The organism is Klebsiella sp., from assembly GCF_027492335.1.
Taxonomy (GTDB): Bacteria; Pseudomonadota; Gammaproteobacteria; order Enterobacterales; family Enterobacteriaceae; genus Klebsiella; species Klebsiella huaxiensis.
Genome location: NZ_JAPUEW010000077.1, coordinates 1 through 22,717, shown reverse-complemented (window position 1 = coordinate 22,717; position 22,717 = coordinate 1). Strand labels below are relative to the sequence as shown.

General features: G+C 53.8%; 19 protein-coding genes and 2 pseudogenes. 14 read left to right on the top strand and 7 right to left on the bottom strand.

The features are described 5' to 3' along the window. The first annotated feature begins 99 nt into the window (after positions 1-99). Positions 100-1,362, top strand: coding sequence for a diaminopimelate decarboxylase (gene lysA, locus QVF11_RS22960; RefSeq protein WP_287859454.1), 1,263 nt, complete (start codon positions 100-102; stop codon positions 1,360-1,362). Positions 1,363-1,499: 137 nt separating this feature from the next. Here the strand turns inward: lysA and QVF11_RS22955 are convergent, their stop codons facing one another. Beyond that, positions 1,500-2,501 (bottom strand): LacI family DNA-binding transcriptional regulator, encoded by a 1,002-nt coding sequence (locus tag QVF11_RS22955; protein ID WP_167492852.1) that lies wholly within the window; start codon positions 2,499-2,501, stop codon positions 1,500-1,502. Positions 2,502-2,804: 303 nt separating this feature from the next. Here QVF11_RS22955 and QVF11_RS22950 point away from each other — a divergent pair, with 303 nt between their 5' ends. The 4 genes from QVF11_RS22950 to QVF11_RS22935 all read left to right on the top strand — a co-directional run bounded on the left by QVF11_RS22950 (position 2,805) and on the right by QVF11_RS22935 (position 6,895). Further along, positions 2,805-4,142, top strand: coding sequence for a PTS sugar transporter subunit IIC (locus QVF11_RS22950; RefSeq protein ID WP_110276437.1), 1,338 nt, complete (start codon positions 2,805-2,807; stop codon positions 4,140-4,142). Between the two features lie 7 nt (positions 4,143-4,149). Beyond that, positions 4,150-5,577: a glycoside hydrolase family 1 protein gene (locus QVF11_RS22945; protein WP_287859451.1), complete on the top strand. Its 1,428-nt coding sequence runs from the start codon at positions 4,150-4,152 to the stop codon at positions 5,575-5,577. Between the two features lie 68 nt (positions 5,578-5,645). Beyond that, entirely contained in the window at positions 5,646-6,419 is a 774-nt protein-coding gene (locus QVF11_RS22940) for a GntR family transcriptional regulator (protein WP_004105268.1), read from the top strand. Then, complete coding sequence (locus QVF11_RS22935; RefSeq protein ID WP_287859449.1) at positions 6,416-6,895, top strand: GNAT family N-acetyltransferase; 480 nt, start codon at positions 6,416-6,418, stop codon at positions 6,893-6,895. The genes QVF11_RS22940 and QVF11_RS22935 overlap by 4 nt, the downstream gene beginning before the upstream one ends. Here the strand turns inward: QVF11_RS22935 and galR are convergent. Next, positions 6,856-7,872 (bottom strand): HTH-type transcriptional regulator GalR, encoded by a 1,017-nt coding sequence (gene galR / locus QVF11_RS22930; RefSeq protein WP_287859446.1) that lies wholly within the window; start codon positions 7,870-7,872, stop codon positions 6,856-6,858. The two genes, QVF11_RS22935 and galR, sit on opposite strands and share 40 nt — an antisense overlap. A gap of 621 nt (positions 7,873-8,493) precedes the next feature. Here galR and aas point away from each other — a divergent pair. Together aas and lplT are read left to right on the top strand one after the other, a co-directional pair. Further along, positions 8,494-10,653: a bifunctional acyl-ACP--phospholipid O-acyltransferase/long-chain-fatty-acid--ACP ligase gene (gene aas, locus QVF11_RS22925; protein WP_112213967.1), complete on the top strand. Its 2,160-nt coding sequence runs from the start codon at positions 8,494-8,496 to the stop codon at positions 10,651-10,653. Continuing rightward, positions 10,646-11,839 (top strand): lysophospholipid transporter LplT, encoded by a 1,194-nt coding sequence (lplT, locus tag QVF11_RS22920; RefSeq protein WP_112213966.1) that lies wholly within the window; start codon positions 10,646-10,648, stop codon positions 11,837-11,839. The genes aas and lplT overlap by 8 nt, the downstream gene beginning before the upstream one ends. 184 nt (positions 11,840-12,023) lie before the next feature. Here the strand turns inward: lplT and QVF11_RS22915 are convergent, their stop codons facing one another. The 4 genes from QVF11_RS22915 to mutH form a co-directional block, all read right to left on the bottom strand. After that, positions 12,024-13,064, bottom strand: a complete 1,041-nt coding sequence (locus QVF11_RS22915; RefSeq protein WP_142514592.1) for an NADP(H)-dependent aldo-keto reductase — start codon at positions 13,062-13,064, stop codon at positions 12,024-12,026. A 237-nt stretch (positions 13,065-13,301) separates the two neighbouring features. Continuing rightward, positions 13,302-13,520, bottom strand: coding sequence for a YgdI/YgdR family lipoprotein (locus tag QVF11_RS22910; protein WP_002915974.1), 219 nt, complete (start codon positions 13,518-13,520; stop codon positions 13,302-13,304). 128 nt (positions 13,521-13,648) lie between these two features. Then, positions 13,649-14,362, bottom strand: a complete 714-nt coding sequence (locus QVF11_RS22905) for a TerC family protein (protein WP_112213964.1) — start codon at positions 14,360-14,362, stop codon at positions 13,649-13,651. A gap of 63 nt (positions 14,363-14,425) precedes the next feature. Next, positions 14,426-15,121 (bottom strand): DNA mismatch repair endonuclease MutH, encoded by a 696-nt coding sequence (gene mutH / locus QVF11_RS22900; protein WP_112213963.1) that lies wholly within the window; start codon positions 15,119-15,121, stop codon positions 14,426-14,428. Positions 15,122-15,307: 186 nt separating this feature from the next. Between mutH and QVF11_RS22895 the strand changes: the two are divergent. The 5 genes and pseudogenes from QVF11_RS22895 to thyA all read left to right on the top strand — a co-directional run. Next, positions 15,308-15,379, top strand: a pseudogene (locus tag QVF11_RS22895) (hypothetical protein); the annotation flags it as partial. Positions 15,380-15,803: 424 nt separating this feature from the next. Next, positions 15,804-16,334: an RNA pyrophosphohydrolase gene (rppH, locus tag QVF11_RS22890; RefSeq protein WP_112213962.1), complete on the top strand. Its 531-nt coding sequence runs from the start codon at positions 15,804-15,806 to the stop codon at positions 16,332-16,334. A 12-nt stretch (positions 16,335-16,346) separates the two neighbouring features. Beyond that, positions 16,347-18,593, top strand: coding sequence for a phosphoenolpyruvate--protein phosphotransferase (gene ptsP / locus QVF11_RS22885; RefSeq protein ID WP_181485015.1), 2,247 nt, complete (start codon positions 16,347-16,349; stop codon positions 18,591-18,593). A 227-nt stretch (positions 18,594-18,820) separates the two neighbouring features. Continuing rightward, on the top strand, positions 18,821-19,696 hold the full coding sequence (gene lgt / locus QVF11_RS22880) for a prolipoprotein diacylglyceryl transferase (RefSeq protein WP_112213960.1): 876 nt from the start codon (positions 18,821-18,823) through the stop codon (positions 19,694-19,696). A 6-nt stretch (positions 19,697-19,702) separates the two neighbouring features. Next, entirely contained in the window at positions 19,703-20,497 is a 795-nt protein-coding gene (thyA, locus tag QVF11_RS22875; protein WP_287859434.1) for a thymidylate synthase, read from the top strand. Positions 20,498-20,708: 211 nt separating this feature from the next. On the opposite strand, the gene QVF11_RS22870 is transcribed toward thyA, so the two are convergent. After that, positions 20,709-21,149 (bottom strand): helix-turn-helix domain-containing protein, encoded by a 441-nt coding sequence (locus tag QVF11_RS22870; RefSeq protein WP_287859432.1) that lies wholly within the window; start codon positions 21,147-21,149, stop codon positions 20,709-20,711. 170 nt (positions 21,150-21,319) lie between these two features. On the opposite strand from QVF11_RS22870, the pseudogene QVF11_RS28650 reads away from it, so the two are divergent. Both QVF11_RS28650 and QVF11_RS22865 read left to right on the top strand, forming a co-directional pair. Then, positions 21,320-21,553, top strand: a pseudogene (locus tag QVF11_RS28650) (hypothetical protein); the annotation flags it as partial. 292 nt (positions 21,554-21,845) lie between these two features. Continuing rightward, positions 21,846-22,717: aromatic amino acid transport family protein (locus tag QVF11_RS22865; protein ID WP_287859430.1), on the top strand; the 872-nt coding region annotated here is incomplete at its 3' end.

Sequence of the window (22,717 nt, the reverse complement as noted above, 5' to 3'; positions counted from 1 at the left end):
TGCATAGACTGGCAATAAAACGATATTTTTTATTCCTTACAGGCTGTGGCGTAATCGTAAAAAAACACAAACAACGCACACACAGCACCGGAGTTCCTTATGCCACGCTCGCTTTACGCTACTGATACCGATCTGACCGCAGAGAACCTGCTGCGGTTGCCTGCCGAATTCGGCTGCCCCGTCTGGGTCTACGACGCGCAAATTATTCGCCGCCAGATTGCCCAACTGAGTCAGTTCGACGTCGTGCGTTTTGCGCAGAAGGCCTGCTCAAATATTCATATCCTGCGTCTGATGCGTGAACTGGGTGTGAAAGTGGACTCAGTGTCGCTGGGCGAGATCGAGCGCGCGCTGGCGGCGGGATACGATCCGCACCAGCATCCGGAAGATATCGTTTTTACCGCTGACCTGATTGACGATGCAACGCTGGCGCGGGTGAAAGAATTGCAGATCCCGGTCAACGCCGGGTCTATCGACATGCTAAGCCAACTGGGCGAAGTCTCTCCGGGCCACCGCGTCTGGCTGCGTGTGAATCCAGGCTTTGGCCACGGTCACAGTCAAAAAACCAATACTGGCGGTGAGAACAGCAAACACGGGATCTGGTACAGCCATTTACCGGCGGCACTGGAAGTGATGCGCCGCTACCAGCTACAGCTGGTGGGTATTCATATGCATATTGGTTCCGGCGTCGATTATGGCCATCTGGAACAGGTATGCGGCTCGATGGTGCGTCAGGTTATCGAGTTCGGCCAGGATCTGCAGGCGATCTCGGCCGGCGGCGGATTATCGATCCCCTACCATGAAGATGAAGAGGCGATCGATACCGATCACTACTTTGGATTGTGGAATGCGGCGCGCGAGCAGGTGGCGAAGCATCTGGGTCATCCGGTCGCGCTTGAAATCGAGCCGGGTCGCTTCCTGGTGGCGGAATCCGGGGTGCTGGTTTCTCAGGTTCGCAGCGTGAAAGAGATGGGCAGCCGCCACTTCGTGCTGATTGACGCCGGTTTCAACGATCTGATGCGTCCGTCAATGTACGGTAGCTATCATCACATCACCGCTCTGGCGGCAGATGGCCGCGACCTTAGCGCGGCGGCGGAGATTAAAACCGTAGTCGCCGGGCCGCTGTGCGAATCGGGTGATGTCTTTACCCAGCAGGAAGGGGGAAAGGTGGAAACGCGGCTGCTGCCAGCGGTGGTACCTGGCGATTACCTGGTGCTGCACGACACCGGCGCTTACGGCGCATCGATGTCTTCTAACTACAATAGCCGTCCACTGTTACCTGAAGTGCTGTTCGACAAAGGCAAAGCGCGGCTGATCCGTCGTCGTCAGACGATTGAAGAGCTGCTGGCGCTCGAGCTGCTGTAAGGTGATGCCTGAAGGCGTTTTGCCGATAGTGTCTGCGTTTCTGTCGGGTGGCGGCTAGCGCCTTACCCGACCTGCAAGGGATTGCGGATTTTATAGGCCCGGTAAGGCGTCAATCGCCGCCGGGCAATTCCAGCTAATTATTTGTAATACGGCCCCGTTGTCACCGATTCGCGCAGTACCAGCGTACCGGTAAACGGCGGGATCGTCTCAATTGGCTGATCGTTCGCCAGCTTGATGGCCTGATCGATAGCGGTGGTAATCATGTTATCGATCGGCAGATAGACCGTGGATAGCCCCGGTTCCAGCCATTTTGCGCTCGGCGCGTCATCAAAGCCAAATAACGAAATATCCTGCGGGATCCGCAGCCCCGCCTGATGCAGCGCTTTCGAAGCGCCCAGCGCCATATCATCGTTACAGGAAAACAGCGCGCTAAAGGTTGTTTTCTCTTCCAGCAGTTCACGGCACAGCTCATAGCCGCGGGTCATGGTGGAGTCACCGTACTTCACTTTTGCCGGATCCCATTTGATACCGTGTTTTTTCAGCGCATTACGATAACCTTCCAGACGGGCTTTACCCGTCGGCGTGTGCATTGGCACGGTAATACAGGCGATATCGCGGTGACCCTGGGTAATCAGGTACTCAACTGCCTGAAATGCCGCGTCCTGCTGTTCGAAGAACACACAGATCTCTCGCGCCTGGCTAACGTCGCGGTTAATGACCACCAGCGGCATATCGATGGACTCAATCAGCGACATGATTTTCTTTTCGCTCATATGGCGGGTGTAGAGCACGATGGCGTCGCACTGGCGATCGGCCAGCATCTGCACCGCTTCTTCTTCACGCTCCGGCGCATCGTGGCCGTCGGTGACGATCAGCTGTTTGCCCCAGGCCTCCGTTTGTCGGGATGCCTGCTGCAATAAACGTCCGAAATAGAAACCGTCAAAGGTGGAAACCACCAGACCGATGCTGTTGCTCGTGCGCTTCGCCAGCGAGCGGGCGAGAAAGTTAGGTCGATAACCCAGCTCTTCCATCGCCTTAAAAACCTGTTGGCGGGTGCTCTCTTTCACCTGACCTGTGCCGTTCAACACGCGGGAAACCGTCGCTTTAGAGACGCCTGCGCGAATTGAGACATCCAGCATTGTAGCCATTCATCCGATTCCTGATATCACGTGGTAACGCGCAGTTTATCACAGACATTCAGGGGGATATGGCTTCATGGCGGCGCAAAAAACTATCGCGATCACGCTTTTACAGGAATTGATCCTCTGAAAAATGAAATGGCAAATGCGGTATGCCAATTTAAGCCTGTCTGGAATGCCAATGAGCGGGTTGCGAGTTTAGTCACAGAACTTTTTCTCATCAGTGATTATTTTTTGGTATGCCAATAGGTGTTTGGCTGTACACCTGGTGCGCTATAAGCCCTTAAACCTGAGGTATCCTCTATGGCATTGCAGGACAAACTGATCGACTCACTGGGGAGTTTCGCCACGAAATTCAACAGCTACCGCTACATCATGGCGATAAAATCCGCTTTTATTACCCTGATGCCGGTGATCATCGTTGGCGCCTTTTCGGTGCTGATCTCCAATATGGTGCTGGATCCTAAAAACGGACTCGCCAGCTTTCAGTCACTCTCTTTTCTGGCGGCGCTAAAACCGATCACCAGCGCGATTAACTACGCGACGCTTAACTTTCTCAACATCGGTGCGGTCTTTCTTATCGGTATCGAGCTCGGGCGAATTAACGGCATTAAGAGCCTGTTCCCCGGCCTGCTGGCGGTGATCTGTTTTATCTGCGTTACGCCGACCACCGTCGAGATGATGGTCGACGGGCAAATGCATGAAGTGAAAGATGTGCTACTGCGCCAGTTCTCTGATACCCGCAGCCTGTTCCTCGGCATGTTTATCGCCATTCTGTCGGTGGAGATCTACTGCTGGCTGGAAGGGCGTAAGGGGCTGAAGATCAAAATGCCGGATACCGTACCGCCCAACGTATCGGCGTCGTTTTCCGCTCTGATCCCATCAATTATCACTACTACGCTGATTGCCACCTTTGGCTTTATTTTTCATCAGACCACCGGCATGTATCTCTATGACGCGGTCTATCAAGTGGTGCAGCAGCCGCTGGAGCGCGTGGTACAAAGCCTGCCGGGGATCCTGCTGCTGATGTTCGTTGCGCAGCTGTTCTGGGTTATCGGTATCCACGGTAACCAGATGATCAAACCGATCCGCGAGCCGCTGCTGCTGGGGGCGATCACCGTCAATATGAGCGCCTTTGAGCAGGGCAAAGAGGTGCCGAATATCATCACCATGCCGTTCTGGGATGTTTATATGAGCATCGGCGGTTCGGGGTTGACGATTGGTCTGTTGATTGCGGTGATGATCGGCACGAAACGTAAAGAGATGAAGGAGATCGCCAAACTGTCGATTGGACCGGGGCTGTTTAACATCAACGAGCCGGTGATTTTCGGCATGCCGATCATGCTCAACCCGATCCTCGCGATCCCCTTTATTATCACTCCGCTGGTGACCGGCAGCATCGGCTACTTTGCGACGGCAGCCGGTTTTGCTGGTAAAGCGGTGGTGATGGTGCCGTGGACCACGCCGCCGCTGATTAACGCCTGGCTCTCTACGGCGGGCTCGATGGGCGCGGTGGTAACGCAGCTTATCTGCATCGTAACTGCGGTGCTTATCTACCTGCCGTTCGTCAAAATTGCCTCCCGCCGTGCGGACACCGCTCAGCGCCAGGCGGAAAACGCGCAGGTCAGCCAAAACGCATGAGGACACTATGAGCACAGTAAGGATGGCGATCCCCCACGACTTTATCCTCGGCGCTGCCGCTTCGGCATGGCAAACCGAGGGCTGGAGCGGCAAGCAAGAGGGCCAGGATTCCTGGCCAGATCTCTGGTACAAGAACGACCGCCACGTCTGGCATAACGGCTATGGTCCGGCGGTGGCGACCGATTTTATCAACCGCTTTCGCGAAGATGTGCAGTTGATGAAGCTGGCGGGCCTGACTCATTACCGGACCTCAATCAACTGGTCGCGCTTTCTCACCGACTATGAAAGCGTCACTGTCGATGAAGCGTATGCGACGTATTATGACCAGCTGTTTGATGAAATGCGGGCTAACGGCATCGAGCCGATGATCTGCCTTGAGCACTATGAACTCCCCGGTTATCTGCTGGAGCAGTACGGCGGCTGGGCGTCGAAAAAAGTGGTGGAGCTGTTTGTGCAGTATGCGGAGAAGGTTTTTGCCCGCTATCACCACAAGGTGACGCGCTGGTTTACCTTCAATGAACCGATTGTGGTGCAGACCCGGGTTTACCTGGATGCGCTGCGCTGGCCTTACGAACAGAACACCGACACCTGGATGCAGTGGAATCATCACAAAGTGCTGGCGACGGCGAAAGTGGTCAGGTTGTTTCGCGAGAAAGGCTATCGCGGCACGGTAGGTTGTATTCTCAACCCGGAGGTTACTTACCCGCGTTCAAAAGCGCTTCACGATGTGCGCGCTGCTGAAATCTACGACCTTTTTTATAACCGGGTATTCCTCGATCCGCTGGTTCACGGTGAATATCCGCCGGCGCTTTTCACGCTGCTCGAACAGCACAACGTGGCCTGGGATTACTGCGCCGAAGAGTTAGCCATTATCCGCGAAAACACGGTGGATGAGCTGGGGATTAACCTCTACTACCCGCATCGCGTTAAAGCCCCATCGCGCGCCTGGCATCCGCAGACGCCGTTCCATCCCGCTTACTATTATGAGCCTTTTGAGCTACCGGGACGGCGGATGAATAACTCTCGCGGCTGGGAGATTTATCCGCAAATCGTTTTTGATATGGCGATGCGTATCAAAAACGATTATCGCAATATTCCCTGGTTTGTGGCGGAAAGCGGTATGGGCGTGGAGAACGAAGGGCAGTTTCGTAACAGCGAAGGCACCATCGCTGACGACTACCGGATTCGATTTATCAGCGAGCATCTGTGGCAAACCCTGCGCGCGCGGGAAGCCGGTGCTAACTGCCACGGCTATATGCTGTGGGCGTTTACCGACAACGTTTCGCCAATGAACGCCTTTAAAAATCGCTACGGGTTGATTGAAATCGATCTGCAAAACAACCGTGCGCGGCGGCCTAAGGCTTCCGCCAGCTGGTTCCGTAAACTACGCGAAAGTCGCGAACTGATGCTGGATATTGACGATGAGTGGCGCTAGCAGGGCGGAAATTTTGCTAAGATAGCGGCCGATATTGACTCGCAGGCTCATAACGCACAGGTGATATTGTGGAGAAGGCTATCATTCCGCCGGAAAAGAAACCCTACCAGGAAATTGGTGATGATTTACGCGCACAGATTGCGCAGGGGCGCTATCCCATCGGGTCGCGCCTGCCGCCGGAACGCAATATCGCCGAAACCTACGGTGTGAGCCGGACCATCGTGCGTGAAGCGCTGCTGATGCTGGAGCTGCAGGGGACTGTCGATATTCGCCAGGGCTCCGGGGTGTACGTTATGCGCATCCCGCACGAAGACGATAGCGAGGAAGAGCAGATGCTGAGCAGCGACGTCGGGCCGTTCGAAATTCTGCAGGCCCGCCAGCTGCTGGAGAGCAATATTGCCGCCTTTGCTGCCAAAATGGCTACCCGCGCCGATATCGATAATCTGAAGCGTATTATTGAACAGGAGCAGCGGGCTATCGCCGCCAACGATACCAGCCAGGATAACGCCCGACTGTTTCACCTGGTGCTGGCCGGGGCGACGCAAAATCAAATGCTGCTGGCGACGGTTGAGCGCATCTGGCTGCAAATGGACAGCAGCCCGCTGTGGCAGCAGTTCAACGTGCATATTGCCAGTCGGGCGTATCGCCTGAAGTGGCTCGGCGACCGGCAAACGCTCCTCGCCGCCCTGCGCCGTCGCGACGTAATGGGGGCCTGGCAGGCGATGTGGCAGCATCTCGAAAATGTGAAAAACAGCCTGCTGGAGCTTTCCGATGAAGACGCGCCGGACTTTGACGGTTATCTGTTTGAATCAGTTCCTATTTTCCAGGGGAAGCTGGTGTGATTATTCAGCCGCTCTACGCCGCGCCGCAGCACGCTTCAAAGGTGACAGAATGGCTATGGCAGGCGTTTGGCGGCGACGCATTACCGCAGGCGTTCTTCGCCAGTATTGTTGAACATAGCCAGACGGCGGGGGCGCTTCCGGTGACCTTCATTGCCGTTGAGAATGAGACGCTGCTGGGAACCGTTGGCCTGTGGCGCTGCGATTTAATCAGCCGTCAGGACCTGTATCCGTGGATGGCGGCGCTGTACGTTGCGCCAGAGGCGCGGGGGAAGGGGTTGGCAGGAAAACTACAGCAGCACGTTATCGAATATGCCCGGACGCTGGGTTATTGCGAGTTGTTTCTCTATTCCGCTTGCCGCGATTTTTATGAGCGTTTTGGCTGGCAATATATCGGCGAGGGCCTGGATTATCCGGCCACCGCCGTCAGTTTATACCGCTACGATTTGTCGCCATCAAGCGGCGCGATCACCGAATGACGGCGGACCAGCGTCGGGCTGAAAAGGTGGGTAATTTCCGGTGCTGGACGATGTTCCGCCAGCGCTAGCGCCAGTTCGGCAGCCTGAGTCGCCATGGTCACTATCGGATAGCGCACGGTGGTCAGACGCGGGCGCACGTAGCGTGAAATCAGCACATCATCAAAGCCAATCAGCGAAATCTCACGCGGTACATCAATACCGTTATCGTTTAACACGCCCATCGCACCGGCGGCCATTGAGTCGTTATAGCAGGCCACGGCGGTAAAGTTTCTTCCGCGCCCGAGTAGCTCGGTCATCGCCTGCTCGCCGCCGCTTTCGTCGGGTTCAGCAAACGTCACCAGCCGGTCGTTGCACGGCAGACCGCTCTCTTTTAAGGCATCGTAATACCCTTGCAGGCGATCTTCGGCATCAGAAATGGCGTGGTTGGAACACAGGTAGCCAATGCGCGTGTGCCCTTGTTGAATCAGATGACGGGTCGCCAGCCATGCGCCGTAGCGGTCATCCAACGCTACGCAGCGCTGCTCGAAACCGGGTAAAATACGGTTGATTAATACCATGCCGGGGATTTGTTTCATCAGCGAGGCCAGTTCGTCATCAGGGATGATTTTGGCGTGAACCACCAGCGCGGCACAACGATGGCGAATCAGTTGTTCAATTGCCTGGCGCTCTTTATGGACGCTGTGATAGCCGTTACCGATCAGCAAAAAATTGCCGGTATTGTAGGCCACCTGTTCGACAGCTTTGACCATCGCGCCGAAGAAGGGGTCGGAAACATCGCCCACCACCAGGCCGACGGTTTCCGTTGACTGCTGCGCCAGCGCGCGGGCATTGGCGTTGGGATGATAATTTAACGTTTCCATTGCCGCGCCTACCGACTGGCGAGAGGCTTCGCTGGCTTTTGGTGAGTTGTTGATAACGCGGGAGACGGTAGCGACAGAAACTCCTGCGAGTCGGGCTACATCCTTTATAGTCGCCATACCAGGCCTTTTAGGGTAAACGCTTACATATCGGTTATGTTACGGGAAAGTGCGGCAGATTCAAGGCTGGGTACTATTGGGTTAGCGCAATTGTGATGCAGATTAGCCTTGCTGGTGAAAAAGTTACCCACAGGCATTCTGACGAATGATACAGGAAGGGATAATTCACACCTTTGCTTACACTTTGCGATTGGCTGTTGCGAATGTTCGCTGGTTTACCCATTCAGGGCATTGATATTCTGGTTGTCCCAGAGGTATTGATAGGTGGAGTCGACTTCAGGTTGACTACTCTAATTACACCAGCCTGCGCAGATGCGCAGGTTTTTTTTTGCCCGCCGTTAGCCATTGTTACAGTTACCGAAAATAGCAATAACTGGTTGCACTTAGGCTCATTCCCTTGCGTTTTATGACTGGTATCGGCGGGTGAAAAAACGAGACAATCAGGATCCCAGAGGTATTGATAGGTGAGTTTTTTAAGTACGCTTTTCGTACTGATTATCTTGCACCGACCTGCGCAGATGCGCAGGTTTTTTTTGCTCTGAATTCCGCTACCTATACTGCATTTTCCATGCCTTCTCGTGTAACCTGCTTTGACTGATTAACCGGTCAAACGGAGTTGTTATGCTTTTAGGATTTTTTAGACTGCTATTCAAAGGATTGTACCGGGTAAAGCTAACCGGTGACACGCAGGCGCTGTACCAGCAAAAGGTACTGATTACGCCAAACCACGTCTCATTTCTTGATGGCGTACTGCTGGCGCTCTTCTTGCCAGTGCGCCCCGTCTTTGCGGTGTACTCCTCGATTACCGATCGCTGGTTTATGCGTGCGCTAAAGCCGATTATCGATTTCGTCCCGTTGGACCCGACCAAACCGATGTCAATCAAGCATCTGGTGCGCCTGATTGAACAGGGGCGTCCGGTGGTGATTTTCCCGGAAGGGCGGATCTCGGTGAGCGGCTCGTTGATGAAAATTTATGACGGCGCGGCCTTTGTGGCGGCGAAGTCGCAGGCAACCATTGTACCGCTGCGAATCGAAGGCGCAGAACTTACGCCCTTTAGCCGCCTGAAGGGGCTGGTTAAGCGCCGTTGGTTCCCGCGTATTCAACTGCATGTGTTGCCGCCGACGCATCTGGTGATGCCGGATGCGCCGCGCGCCCGCGACCGGCGTAAAATTGCCGGTGAAATGCTGCATCAAATCATGATGGAAGCGCGGATGGCGGTGCGCCCGCGCGAAACGTTGTATGAGGCGCTGCTGGCGGCTCAGGACCGTTACGGTGCGCGAAAAAACTGCGTGGAAGATATTAATTTTCAGCCGGACACCTACCGTAAGCTGCTGACCAAAACGCTGTTTGTGGCGCGTATTCTGGAAAAATACAGCGCGCAGGGCGAAAAAATCGGCCTGATGTTACCGAATGCCGGGATTAGCGCGGCGGTGATTTTTGGCGCGATTGCCCGTGGGCGCATTCCGGCGATGATGAACTACACCGCCGGGATAAAAGGCCTGAGCAGCGCGATTACCGCTGCGGAAATTAAAACCATATTTACCTCTCGTACCTTCCTCGACAAAGGCAAACTCTGGCATCTGCCGGAGCAACTGACTCAGGTGCGCTGGGTATTCCTCGAAGATTTAAAAGGTGACGTCACTGCTGCCGATAAGCTGTGGATTTTCAGTCGTTTGCTGATGCCGAAGCTGGCGCAGGTTAAGCAGCAGCCGGAAGACGCGGCGATGGTTCTGTTTACCTCTGGCTCGGAAGGCAACCCTAAAGGGGTGGTGCATAGCCACAAGAGCCTGCTGGCCAACGTTGAGCAGATTAAAACCATCGCTGACTTTACCGCCAACGACCGCTTTATGTCGGCATTGCCGCTGTTCCACTCATTTGGTCTGACGGTAGGTTTGCTGACGCCGTTGTTTACCGGCGCAGAAGTCTTTCTCTATCCCAGCCCGCTGCATTATCGCGTGGTGCCGGAGCTGGTGTACGACCGCAACTGTACGGTGCTGTTCGGAACCTCGACCTTCCTGGCCAACTACGCGCGCTTTGCCAACCCCTATGATTTTTATCGCCTGCGTTACGTTGTCGCTGGGGCAGAGAAGCTGCAGGAGAGCACGAAGCAGATCTGGCAGGACAAGTTCGGCCTGCGCATTCTTGAAGGCTACGGTGTCACCGAATGCGCGCCGGTCGTATCGATTAACGTGCCAATGGCGGCGAAAGTGGGCACCGTTGGCCGTATTCTGCCTGGCATGGACGCCCGTCTGCTGGCGATGCCTGGTATTGAAGAGGGGGGCCGTTTACAGCTCAGAGGCCCGAATATCATGAAAGGCTATCTGCGGGTAGAAAACCCTGGCGTGCTGGAAGCACCGACGGCGGAAAATCAGCACGGCGAAGTGGAAACCGGCTGGTATGACACCGGGGATATCGTCGTCTTTGATGAGCAAGGCTATGTGCGAATTCAGGGCCGTGCCAAGCGCTTTGCCAAAATCGCCGGTGAGATGGTGTCGCTGGAGATGGTCGAGCAGCTGGCGCTGGCGATTTCGCCGGACAAAATGCATGGCACGGCGATTAAACAAGATGCCAGCAAGGGCGAGGCGCTGGTGCTGTTTACCACCGATAATGAACTGAATCGTGAAAAACTGCTGCGCTATGCCCGTGAACACGGCGTGCCGGAGCTGGCGGTACCGCGCGACATTCGCTGGCTTAAGCAGCTCCCGTTATTGGGCAGCGGCAAGCCGGACTTTGTCACCCTCAAAGGCATGGTAGAACAGACGGAACATTCCCATGAGTGAGTCAGTACACACTAACAATTCGCTGTACTCGAAAGGGATGGTGGCGGTTATCTGCGCCCAGTTTCTCTCGGCATTTGGCGATAACGCGCTGCTGTTCGCTACCCTGGCGCTGATGAAGCAGCTGTTCTACCCGGAGTGGAGTCAGCCGGTATTGCAGATGCTGTTTGTGGGCGCTTACATTCTTTTCGCACCATTTGTCGGGCAGTTTGCCGATAGCTTCGCTAAAGGGCGGGTGATGATGGTCGCTAACGGACTGAAGCTTATCGGCGCAGGCTGCATCTGCTTCGGCGTGAACCCGTTTATTGGCTACACGCTAGTGGGCATTGGCGCTGCCGCCTATTCTCCGGCCAAATACGGTATCCTCGGCGAGCTGACGACCGGTGATAAGTTAGTGAAAGCTAACGGCTTGATGGAGTCGTCAACGATTGCGGCGATACTGCTTGGCTCAATGGCTGGCGGTGTTCTGGCGGACTGGCATGTTGTTGCGGCGCTCAGCGTCTGTGCGGTGGTGTATGCCGGAGCGGTGGTGGCCAACCTGTGGATCCCGAAGCTGCCCGCGGCGCGTCCGGGGCAGTCATGGCGCTTTAAGCCGATGACTCACAGTTTCTTTAGCGCTTGCACCACGCTATGGCGTAACAGCGAGACCCGTTTTTCACTGGTGGGAACCAGCCTGTTCTGGGGCGCGGGCGTCACGCTTCGCTTCCTGCTGGTGCTGTGGGTGCCGGTGGCGTTGGGTATTACCAGCAACGCGATGCCGACTTATCTCAACGCGATGGTGGCAGTAGGGATTGTGCTGGGTGCCGGTGCAGCGGCGAAGCTGGTGACGCTGGAAACGGTGTCCCGCTGCCTGCCTGCCGGATTCTTAATTGGCGTAGTCGTGGTTTTCTTTGCCATTCAACACGCCTTGTTACCGGCGTTTGGCTTGCTGTTGCTGCTCGGCGCGTTCGGCGGTTTCTTTATCGTACCGTTGAATGCGCTGCTCCAGGAGCGAGGTAAACATACGGTTGGCGCAGGTAACGCGATTGCGGTGCAGAACCTCGGCGAAAACGTGGCGATGCTGCTGATGCTGGGCCTCTATTCCCTGGCGGTGAGCATCGGTATTCCGGTTGTCGGCGTAGGGATTGGCTTCGGCGCGGTGTTTGCCCTGGCTATCGCCGCTCTGTGGATTTGGGGACGGCGCAAATAATCTCTCGGTGGCGCTGAACTGGTATTTTCCCGGAGGCGGCGCATTGCGCCTGTCCGGGCTACAAGTCCATTCAGTTTGTTGCCCGGACAGATGCGTCGCATTGCCTCCGGGAAAGAGACCTGCGCGGTTCTGGAATTTTTAGCCCGGGTAAGGCTTTTATGCCGCGACCCGGGGCTTTCCTGTCTTACGGTGCCGGGTAGGTATAAACCTGATGCACCGCTTCAATCTCCGCTAATACCTCTTCGCTCAGCTCCAGATGGAGGCTCTCGACGTTAGTCTTAAGCTGATCCATGGTCGTCGCCCCAAGCAGGGTGCTGGCGACAAACGGTTGGCGACGCACGAAGGCCAGCGCCATCTGTGCCGGGTCAATATTGTGACGCTTAGCGATATCGACATAGGCTGCCACCGCTTTCTGCGTCTGCTCTCCGCTATAGCGCGTAAAGCGGCTGAACAGCGTATTGCGCGCTCCGGCCGGTTTCGCGCCATTAAGGTATTTCCCGGTCAGCGTACCGAACGCCAGACAGGAATAAGCCAGCAGCTCGACACCTTCATATTGACTCACTTCCGCCAGGCCCACTTCATAGCTGCGGTTCACCAGACTGTACGGATTCTGGATGGTTACAATGCGCGGCAGGTCGTGTTTGTCAGCCAGGTGCAGATAACGCATCACACCAAACGCCGTTTCGTTAGAAACGCCGATATAGCGAATCTTCCCGGCGCGCTGGAACTCAGCGAGCGCCTCCAGCGTATCCAATAGAGTAACGACCGGAGCGGAGTCGGCCCAGGTATAGCCCAGCTTGCCAAAACAGTTGGTTGGGCGCTGTGGCCAGTGGACCTGATAGAGGTCGAGGTAATCGGTTTGCAGGCGCTTCAGGCTGTCGTGTAGCGCCTCGCGGATGTTTTTACGATCCAGCTTATGGTCAGGACGAATGCTGCTGTCGTTGTTGCGAGAAGGGCCGCTAACTTTAGAGGCGATAACCAGCTTCTCGCGATTGCCGCGCTTAGCCAGCCAGTTACCGACGTAGGTTTCCGTCAGGCCCTGGGTTTCCGGGCGAGGCGGGACGGGATACATTTCAGCGACATCAATCAGATTGATACCCTGACTGACGGCGTAATCGAGCTGCTCGTGTGCGTCGGCCTCGCTATTCTGCTCACCAAACGTCATTGTGCCCAGCCCCAGCGTGCTGATTTCAAGAGAACTGTGTGGGATACGGTGATACTGCATAGCCAGCTTCCTTTTTTATCTACAAGGTCAGGCGTTCCCCGACAAAGGAATATAAAAATGGCAGAGGGGGAGAAAAAGAGGAAGTAAAAAGATCAAAAAAGCCGGGCTTGCGAAACGTAGCCTGATTTATCCTTGCGGATGCATCAGATTTTCCCGACTCTTTTTTGAAAACTGAAGGATGTTGAAGAGGCAGCGCTGCCACGCGATGAATGACAACCTGCTGGTCAACGAAATATCTTAACGTTTAATAATCTGGGAAACGTCATCACGATTGATCTGCATTTTGTTACCTTGCTGATCTTCGTAGCTGATTAGGCCGGTATCATCATCTACTGTGGGTTTACCATCAGTCAGAATCATACGACCGTCTTTAGTCGCCATCACGTAATCGCTGCTGCAACCGGAAACCGAGAACGCCAGTCCTACGGCGGAAATCAATACTGCCCATTTTTTCATTGTTGTTACCTCTATTATTTATGGCCGCACCTCGTACCAGTATATTAATAGCCTGATTTGTGAGACATAAAAAGCAGTTAAGTCTTAAAAAAGGATTGCAGCCCGTTTCAGGGCTGCATTTTAGCGGGTTACAGCGGGTTTTTTTTATTTCGCAGCAGGTTGAGGCTCTCAACCGCAATGGAAAAGAACATCGCGAAATAGATGTAACCTTTCGGCACGTGCACGTCGAAACTTTCGAGCATCAGCGTGAAGCCGACGAGAATCAAAAACGACAGCGCCAGCATTTTGACTGAAGGGTGGCGGTCAACAAAATCGCCTATCGAACGAGCGGCAAACATCATCACCAGCACCGAGATAATGACCGCAGCCATCATAATAAACAGATGATCCGACAGCCCAACGGCGGTGATCACCGAATCGAGGCTGAAAATAATATCCAGCAGCATAATCTGCACAATCGCGCCCATAAATGAATGGACGTTGGTTTTCAGCCCTTCCTCTTCCCCTTCGATCGATTCGTGAATCTCTTTACTTGCTTTCCAGATAAGGAACAGCCCGCCGAGCAGCAGAATCAGATCGCGAAAAGAGACCTCCTGGCTGAACACAGTAAACAGTGGATTGGTGAGCTTGACGACCCATGCGATTGACGCCAACAGCGCCAGACGCATGATCATCGCCCCCATTAACCCGATGCGGCGGGCATGAGCCCGTTGCGCGGTAGGGAGTTTTGCGACAACCAGAGAGAGGAAAATAATATTATCGATCCCGAGCACTATCTCCAGCAGCGTCAGCGTACCAAGCGCCAGCCAGGCGTTAGGATCGGTTACCCATGCAAATAACATCGTTCAAAGTCCTGCAAAATAGAAAGATGCAATTATATGCAACCATTTCGGCAGAACAAAAAATTAATCGTGACTGAGCAGGAAATGGCGGGCCAGCAGGACGGCGGTAAAATTTTTCTTTAGATAGAAACCACGCGGTAAGGTGAGAATCGGCTCACCGTGAGCGCCTACGGCTTCGGTTAGCGCTTTACTATTTGCTGCTTTCGGACGCAGTTGCAGCACCTCGCCGTGGCGGGCGGTGATGCGTTCAACCTGCCCAAGAACGATCAGGTCCATTAACTCTTCCCAATCCATGCGCAGCTGGCGATCTTCTTCTTCGCTGGGACTCCACAGCAGCGGCGCGCCCACGCGGCGATCGGCAAGCGGAATTGTACGTTCACCCTCTACCGGCACCCACAGCACGCGCTTGAGCTTATGGCGCACGTGGCTGCTCTCCCAGGTGACGCCGCTGTTGCCAGTGAGCGGCGCGACGCAGACGAAAGTGGTCTCCAGCGGGCGACCTGAAGAATCAATAGGGATAGTTTTTAGCTCGACGCCAAGGGCGGCGAAATCCTGTTCGGGCTTGCTGCCTGCGCTGGCGCCGAGCCAGACTTCCAGCAGGATGCCGATCCAGCCTTTATCACGTTTTAAATCACGCGGAGTTGGGATTCCAGCAAGCGCGGCCAATTCCCCCAGCGAATAGCCTGCCAACTGCTGCGCCTGGGCCAGTAGTTGCTCCTGGCTTTGCGGTGGTGATGGGAGCGGCGCAATGGTCGGCATAACATGAAACCTCTGTCTAAAAAGTGAGCGGTAATTTCGTCTGTTGTGGATAGAGTTTACCTTTTCTGGGGTAAGTATGACAATGTGATGATTCGTATGACTTTTTTTCCTATTTTTTGCTGCTTTAAAAATTGTTAAAACGAGTTTTCCAGAACTGGTCACTGACAATGAACAGGATCTTACACCATGTTATCCACAGAAAACTGGGATAACTGGGGAAAAGCCCCACTACTGTTTCCATTTACAGCCTTGACGTGCGGGTAAAATCGAGTTTTTAGACGAAATATGCTCAGTTGGCTTGCTTAAGCTGTGGATAAAACCAGCATTGCTCGATCTTTCATCAGCTCCAGGATCTCATATGTGATGATCATCACGTTATACTATGGTTTATGAAAGTTTTTCATTATAACTTTATGAAAAATATGTCATTGTTTATTCTTGTTATCACTACGCTGTTCAGATTACTCCGGGTTTTCCCTGGTTAATTCCATACTTCTTCACAACTCTATCCACAGAAAAAGTGAATAAAATCGTCCGGTGATGGCTGTTGCTGTTTATAACTCGGGGTATTACTGTGAGTTATTCAAATGTTATTCGATCTCATCGTGCTAACAGAGTGGTTTACCGTTTCCAGCGAGTGTGAAACAATCATTCACATTGAAGCTTATTTTGAGGTAGTCCGGTGATTGATGACGATGGCTACCGCCCAAATGTCGGCATTGTAATCTGTAATCGCCAGGGCCAGGTCATGTGGGCCAGGCGCTATGGTCAGCACTCGTGGCAGTTCCCGCAAGGGGGCATTAATCCAGGAGAATCAGCAGAGCAAGCGATGTATCGGGAATTGTTTGAAGAAGTTGGGTTAAGCCGCAAAGATGTGCGGATCCTGGCTTCAACCCGTAACTGGTTGCGTTACAAATTACCTAAGCGTTTGGTGCGTTGGGACACAAAGCCGGTATGTATCGGCCAGAAACAGAAGTGGTTTCTCCTGCAATTGATCGGCAGTGATGCGGATGTCAATATGCAAACCAGCAGTACACCTGAGTTTGATGGCTGGCGATGGGTAAGTTACTGGTACCCGGTGCGCCAGGTGGTGTCGTTTAAACGCGACGTTTACCGCCGGGTGATGAAAGAGTTTGCCAGCGTCACTATGGCGCTAGCGGAGAGCGCGCCTAAGCCGCAAAGCGCGCCTGCATATCGACGTAAAAGAGGTTAAGCCACGCACATTATGCTCACTCGGTTGCGAGAAATAGTCGAGAAGGTCGCGAGTGCGCCGCGTTTAAACGAGGCGCTGGATATCCTGGTAACCGATATCTGCGCCGCGATGGAGACGGAAGTCTGTTCGGTTTATCTGGCTGACAACGACCGACGCTGCTATTACCTGATGGCGACTCGCGGGTTGAAAAAGCCCCGCGGGCGCATTGTTGCGCTCGCTTTTGATGAAGGCCTGGTTGGTCTGGTTGGTCGCCTGGCGGAACCTATTAACCTTGCCGACGCGCAAAAGCACCCCAGCTTTAAATATATTCCTGCGGTAAAAGAGGGCCGTTTTCGCGCCTTCCTTGGTGTTCCGATCATCCAGCGACGTCAACTGCTGGGGGTACTGGTAGTGCAGCAGCGCGAGCTGCGTCAGTTCGATGAAAGCGAAGAGTCTTTTCTTGTCACTCTGGCCACGCAAATCGCCGGCATTCTCTCTCAGTCTCAGCTGACCGCGTTGTTCGGTCAATATCGTCAGACCCGCATTCGCGCGCTGCCCGCTTCATCAGGCGTCGCAATTGCCGAAGGCTGGATGGACGTCAGCCTGCCGTTGATGGAGCAGGTCTACGAAGCCTCGACGCTTGATACCGCTTCAGAGCGCGAACGATTGACCGGTGCGCTGGAAGAGGCGGCCAATGAATTTCGCCGCTACAGCAAACGCTATTCTGCCGGGGCGCAAAAAGAGACCGCGGCAATCTTTGACCTCTATTCACATCTGCTTTCTGATGCGCGTTTGCGCCGTGAGCTGTTCGCCGAAGTCGATCAGGGTGCGGTAGCTGAATGGGCGGTGAAGAAGATTATTGAGAAGTTTGCCGAACAGTTTGCCGCGCTCAGCGATGGCTATCTGAAAGAGCGCGCGGGCGATCTGCGTACGCTAGGCCAGCGGCTGCTTTTCCATCTTGATGACAGCATTCAAGGTCCGAATACCTGGCCAGAGCGCATTGTGCTGGTGGCCGATGAGCTGTCGGCGGCGACTCTGGCGGAAGTCCCCCAGGAGCGTTTAGCGGGCGTGGTCGTTCGCGACGGCGCGGCGAACTCACATGCTGCGATTATGGTCCGTGCGCTGGGCATTCCGACGGTGATGGGGGCGGATATTCAGCCTTCGCTGCTGCACGGACATACCCTGATCGTCGACGGCTATCGCGGCGAGCTGCTGGTTGACCCGGAGCCGGTGCTGCTGCAAGAGTATCAGCGCCTGATCAGCGAAGAAAACGAGCTCAGTCGCCTGGCGGAAGACGATCTCGAACGCGCATCCGAACTGAAAAGCGGTGAGCGGGTAAAAGTGATGCTCAACGCGGGCCTGAGCCCTGAGCACGAAGAAAAACTGGGCAATTTTGTCGACGGCATTGGTCTGTATCGCACCGAAATCCCCTTTATGCTGCAAAGCGGCTTCCCCTCTGAAGAGGAGCAGGTTGCGCAGTATCAGGGTATGTTGCAGATGTTCAACGAGAAATCGGTGACCCTACGCACGCTGGATATCGGGGCGGATAAACAGCTGCCATATATGCCGATTAGCGAAGAAAATCCGTGCCTTGGCTGGCGTGGCATTCGGATCACGCTCGATCAGCCGGAGATCTTTCTGGTTCAGGTGCGCGCGATGCTGCGTGCCAACGCGGCGACCGGCAATCTCAGCATTTTGCTACCGATGGTCACTAGCCTGGATGAAGTGGATGAGGCCCGCCGTCTTATCGATCGCGCCAGCCGTGAAGTGGAAGAGATGATCGGTTATGCCATTCCACGTCCGCGTCTTGGCGTGATGCTGGAAGTGCCTTCGATGGTCTTTATGCTGCCGCAACTGGCCAGCCGCGTTGATTTTATCTCCGTTGGCACTAATGACCTGACGCAGTATCTTCTCGCTGTGGATCGTAACAATACCCGAGTTGCCAGTATGTACGACAGCCTGCACCCGGCGGTACTGCGGGCGCTGGCGATGATTGCCCGTGATGCCGAGCGTTTTGGTATCGACCTGCGTCTTTGCGGGGAAATGGCGGGTGATCCGATGTGCGTGACGATCCTGATTGGTCTTGGTTATCGCCATCTGTCGATGAACGGTCGTTCGGTAGCGAGGGTGAAATACCTGCTGCGACGCATTGATATCAATGAAGCTCAGGAGCTTTCCCACCGCAGTCTGGAAGCGCAAATGACTGCGGAAGTTCGCCACCAGGTTGCCGCCTTTATGGAGAGACGCGGTCTCGGCGGTCTGATTCGCGGTGGCCGCTAGCGGGGGCTACAGTTTGCGGGTTGGGTAGCCCGGACAGGCGCAGCGCGCCGCCTCCGGGAATGCTCAGCTACGTATTCGCATTCGTATACATATCTTTTACATGTCCGGCGCGGATCGTCCTTAACGCTTATGCTATCATTCGCAGCCTTTGGAGCGTCCGTTTTTGGCGGGCGCGAACGATAACCGCTGTCCACTTTCGGCGGAATAACAAGTGTTTATGGTGACAGATGAATAGTGGCTACCTGCATTTTCCGGAGTTTGATCCGGTAATATTTTCCATTGGACCGCTCGCCCTCCACTGGTACGGCATGATGTACCTGGTTGGGTTTATTTTTGCGATGTGGTTGGCCACCCGTCGGGCCAATCGTCCGGGCAGCGGTTGGACGAAAAACGAAGTTGAAAACCTGCTGTATGCCGGGTTCCTCGGGGTCTTCCTCGGAGGTCGTATCGGTTATGTATTTTTCTATAACCTGCCGGTATTCCTCGACGATCCGCTCTATCTGTTCCGCGTATGGGACGGCGGCATGTCCTTCCACGGCGGTCTGATCGGCGTGATTCTGGTGATGATCATCTTTGCCAAACGCACCAAGCGCACCTTTTTCCAGGTATCCGATTTTATTGCGCCGCTGATTCCGTTTGGCCTCGGCGCCGGGCGCTTGGGCAACTTTATCAATGGCGAACTGTGGGGCCGCGTCGATCCAAGCTTCCACTATACGATGATTTTCCCTGGCTCTCGTGCGGAAGATATGGCGCTGCTGCCGTCGCATCCCGAGTGGCAATCGCTATTTGACACTTACGGTGCGCTGCCGCGCCACGCTTCGCAGCTCTATGAAATGGCGCTGGAAGGCGTGGTGCTGTTCCTGATCCTGAACTTGTTTATCCGCAAACCGCGCCCAACCGGTTCGGTCTCTGGCCTGTTCCTGATTGGCTACGGCCTGTTCCGCATCATCGTGGAATTCTTCCGCCAGCCTGACGCGCAGTTCACTGGCGGTTGGGTGCAGTACATCAGCATGGGGCAGATTCTTTCCATCCCGATGGTGCTTGCGGGTATCATAATGATGGTCTGGGCGTACCGTTGTCGTCCGCAGCAACAAAACTCTTGAGGAACCATGAAACAGTATCTTGATTTGATGCAGAAAGTGCTCGACGAGGGCACGCAAAAAAATGACCGCACCGGTACCGGCACCGTCTCTATTTTCGGCCACCAGATGCGTTTTAACCTGCAGGAAGGATTCCCGTTGGTGACGACCAAGCGCTGTCATTTACGCTCCATCATCCATGAACTGCTGTGGTTCCTGCAAGGTGACACTAACATTGCGTATTTGCGCGAAAACAACGTCACCATCTGGGACGAGTGGGCGGATGAAAACGGCGATCTGGGGCCGGTCTACGGCAAGCAGTGGCGTTCCTGGCCCGCGCCGGATGGTCGTCATATCGACCAGATCAGCACCGTGATGGAACAGCTGAAAAACGACCCGGATTCGCGCCGTATCATCGTCTCGGCCTGGAACGTCGGTGAGCTGAATAAAATGGCGCTGGCCCCGTGCCACGCGTTCTTCCAGTTCTATGTGGCGGACGGCAAGCTCTCTTGCCAGCTGTATCAGCGCTCTTGCGACGTGTTCCTCGGCCTGCCGTTCAATATCGCCAGCTACGCGCTGCTGGTGCATATGGTCGCACAGCAATGCGACCTCGAAGTAGGCGATTTTGTCTGGACCGGCGGCGACACTCACCTGTACAGCAACCATATGGAGCAGACGCATCTGCAGCTGAGCCGAGAACCACGCGCGCTGCCGAAGCTGGTCATCAAACGCAAACCGGCGTCGATTTTCGACTACCGTTTTGAGGACTTCGAAATTGAAGGCTATGACCCGCATCCGGGGATTAAAGCGCCTGTGGCGATTTGATCTGGAAGTGACGACGAAAAACCGCTGATACTTGAAGTGAACCCCGAAAGTTGGATATCCAGCAAGTAGGGGTTTGTTGTTTATGGGACACAAAAACTATTCGGTCAGATTCAAGCAATCTGTTGCCCTTTATTTCCTCTCTGGAAAGGATGATACCGGAGGGACATCAAAGCTATTTGGCGCTGGCAACGGCACCGCTCCCCAAAGCTGACTACCCTTTTTTCTCTGCGTCAGACGGCTGGAAAGACCACACCACGCTGTGAGAGGCCGATGAGGTGTACCATTCGTTAATGGTGGCATTTGCCTCGTTGGTCTGTGCAGCCGCGGCAAATTTCTCTTTTGGCTGATGTGTTTTTTTCCGAATACGGATACGGGAAGGTGTCGTGGTATTGATTTGCGCGTTAAAGGTACGAATGTGTGAATCGAATAAAATAGACTCCAACTGATGCAGACGATCCAGACCGCGTAAAATACCAATAAGCGTACTGAGAGTAACGGACTCGCCTAATTCAACGCGTTTGATGGTTGCCGCGCCGACCTGTGCGCGCTCGGCCAGCTCAATCTGTGATAACCCAAGCTGTATACGCGTTTCTTTAATTCTGCGGCACAATTCAGAAATAATTTCACTGTCGGGCATCGTACTGAAACGCATTTCAATTCCTCTACTGCGTAATAAATCCTGACAGATTATTTAGCATATTAAATTATAAATAAAGCAGATAATTTCTCTTTTGCGATAGTCACAACATTGTTTTTTCGGTAGCGCCTTTAAATAGTTGGATGTTGTTATATTCTTCAGTTATTTAAGGTGCTTCTGCGGCGACGGTTACTGTCCATTGCCCTCGTGGCGATGTTGATGCTGTTTACCGGACTGGCAGAGGCTCAAATTCGGATATTTCCTCGGAAACCTGGCGTGATAACGGCTCATCGGGACGCCGTTGCGGTGTCACCTGGTGTGGAACAAAGGCTGATAACCTGCCACGGTTGCTCAGTCTGGTAGCCATCAGTCATCTGAGATATTTAAATCAGCGAGAATGTTTTTTGATTTTTTATTAATTGTATGACAAGCATTGTTTATAATCTCTGGGCTTAAAATATATAAATACATGGGTGGCTGAGGTCGACTGGTGAAATAATAACGTATTAAAAATGATACTTTAAAAAATATTAAATATTTGGTGCTATTTTTGATGCGTTAAAAGTCCTCTCTATAAATTAGGTTATGTGATCGCTGTTAGTGAATCAGCTTAGTTGTATTTAATAAAATAGCCAAATAAACACAGGATATTTATTACCTGAATCAGAGTCAAATAAATCTGACACTACTCTATATTACTGAGGCAATACTATGGAAACCGTTCAAAATACCCTCGTTGCTCGCGAGAGCAGCGGCTGGAGAAAAAGTGATACCGTCTGGATGCTGGGTCTGTACGGTACTGCGATTGGCGCAGGGGTACTTTTCCTGCCGATTAACGCCGGGGTTGGGGGCTTAGTTCCGTTGATCATCATGGCAATTATCGCATTCCCTATGACGTTTTTTGCCCACCGTGGTTTAACCCGTTTTGTTCTCTCGGGCAAAAATCCGGGTGAAGATATTACCGAAGTGGTTGAAGAGCATTTCGGCACTGGTGCGGGTAAGCTTATTACGCTGCTCTACTTCTTCGCTATTTATCCGATTCTGCTGGTCTATAGTGTCGCAATTACCAACACGGTTGATAGCTTTATTACTCACCAGCTTGGCCTTGCGTCTCCGCCGCGCGCTATTTTGTCGCTGATTTTGATTATTGGCATGATGGGCATTGTCCGCTTTGGCGAAAAAATGATTGTTAAGGCCATGAGCGTGCTGGTATTTCCATTCGTGTTTGCGCTAATGCTGCTGGCGCTTTATTTGATCCCGCAATGGAATGGTGCGGTACTGGATACCCTGTCGCTGAGCAGCGCTTCCGCAACGGGTAATGGTCTGTGGATGACCCTGTGGCTGGCTATCCCGGTAATGGTTTTCTCCTTCAACCATTCGCCGATCATCTCCTCTTTTGCGGTGGCAAAACGTGAAGAATACGGTCAGGACGCTGAGAGTAAGTGTTCCCGTATCCTGGGCTTTGCCCACATCATGATGGTGCTGACCGTTATGTTCTTCGTGTTCAGCTGCGTGCTGAGCCTCTCTCCGGAAAACCTGGCGGAAGCAAAAGCACAGAACATCTCCATCCTCTCTTACCTGGC

Coding starts and splice junctions, on each gene's coding strand:
- lysA (WP_287859454.1), top strand. CDS start 100: ATGCCACGCTCGCTTTACGCTACTGATACCGATCTGACCGCAGAGAAC.
- QVF11_RS22915 (WP_142514592.1), bottom strand. CDS start 13,064: ATGCAGTATCACCGTATCCCACACAGTTCTCTTGAAATCAGCACGCTG.
- QVF11_RS22870 (WP_287859432.1), bottom strand. CDS start 21,149: ATGCGTTTCAGTACGATGCCCGACAGTGAAATTATTTCTGAATTGTGC.
- mutH (WP_112213963.1), bottom strand. CDS start 15,121: ATGCCGACCATTGCGCCGCTCCCATCACCACCGCAAAGCCAGGAGCAA.
- ptsP (WP_181485015.1), top strand. CDS start 16,347: ATGCTCACTCGGTTGCGAGAAATAGTCGAGAAGGTCGCGAGTGCGCCG.
- QVF11_RS22955 (WP_167492852.1), bottom strand. CDS start 2,501: ATGCTGGATGTCTCAATTCGCGCAGGCGTCTCTAAAGCGACGGTTTCC.
- lgt (WP_112213960.1), top strand. CDS start 18,821: ATGAATAGTGGCTACCTGCATTTTCCGGAGTTTGATCCGGTAATATTT.
- galR (WP_287859446.1), bottom strand. CDS start 7,872: ATGGCGACTATAAAGGATGTAGCCCGACTCGCAGGAGTTTCTGTCGCT.
- QVF11_RS22905 (WP_112213964.1), bottom strand. CDS start 14,362: ATGTTATTTGCATGGGTAACCGATCCTAACGCCTGGCTGGCGCTTGGT.
- aas (WP_112213967.1), top strand. CDS start 8,494: ATGCTTTTAGGATTTTTTAGACTGCTATTCAAAGGATTGTACCGGGTA.
- thyA (WP_287859434.1), top strand. CDS start 19,703: ATGAAACAGTATCTTGATTTGATGCAGAAAGTGCTCGACGAGGGCACG.
- QVF11_RS22950 (WP_110276437.1), top strand. CDS start 2,805: ATGGCATTGCAGGACAAACTGATCGACTCACTGGGGAGTTTCGCCACG.
- QVF11_RS22910 (WP_002915974.1), bottom strand. CDS start 13,520: ATGAAAAAATGGGCAGTATTGATTTCCGCCGTAGGACTGGCGTTCTCG.
- QVF11_RS22945 (WP_287859451.1), top strand. CDS start 4,150: ATGAGCACAGTAAGGATGGCGATCCCCCACGACTTTATCCTCGGCGCT.
- lplT (WP_112213966.1), top strand. CDS start 10,646: ATGAGTGAGTCAGTACACACTAACAATTCGCTGTACTCGAAAGGGATG.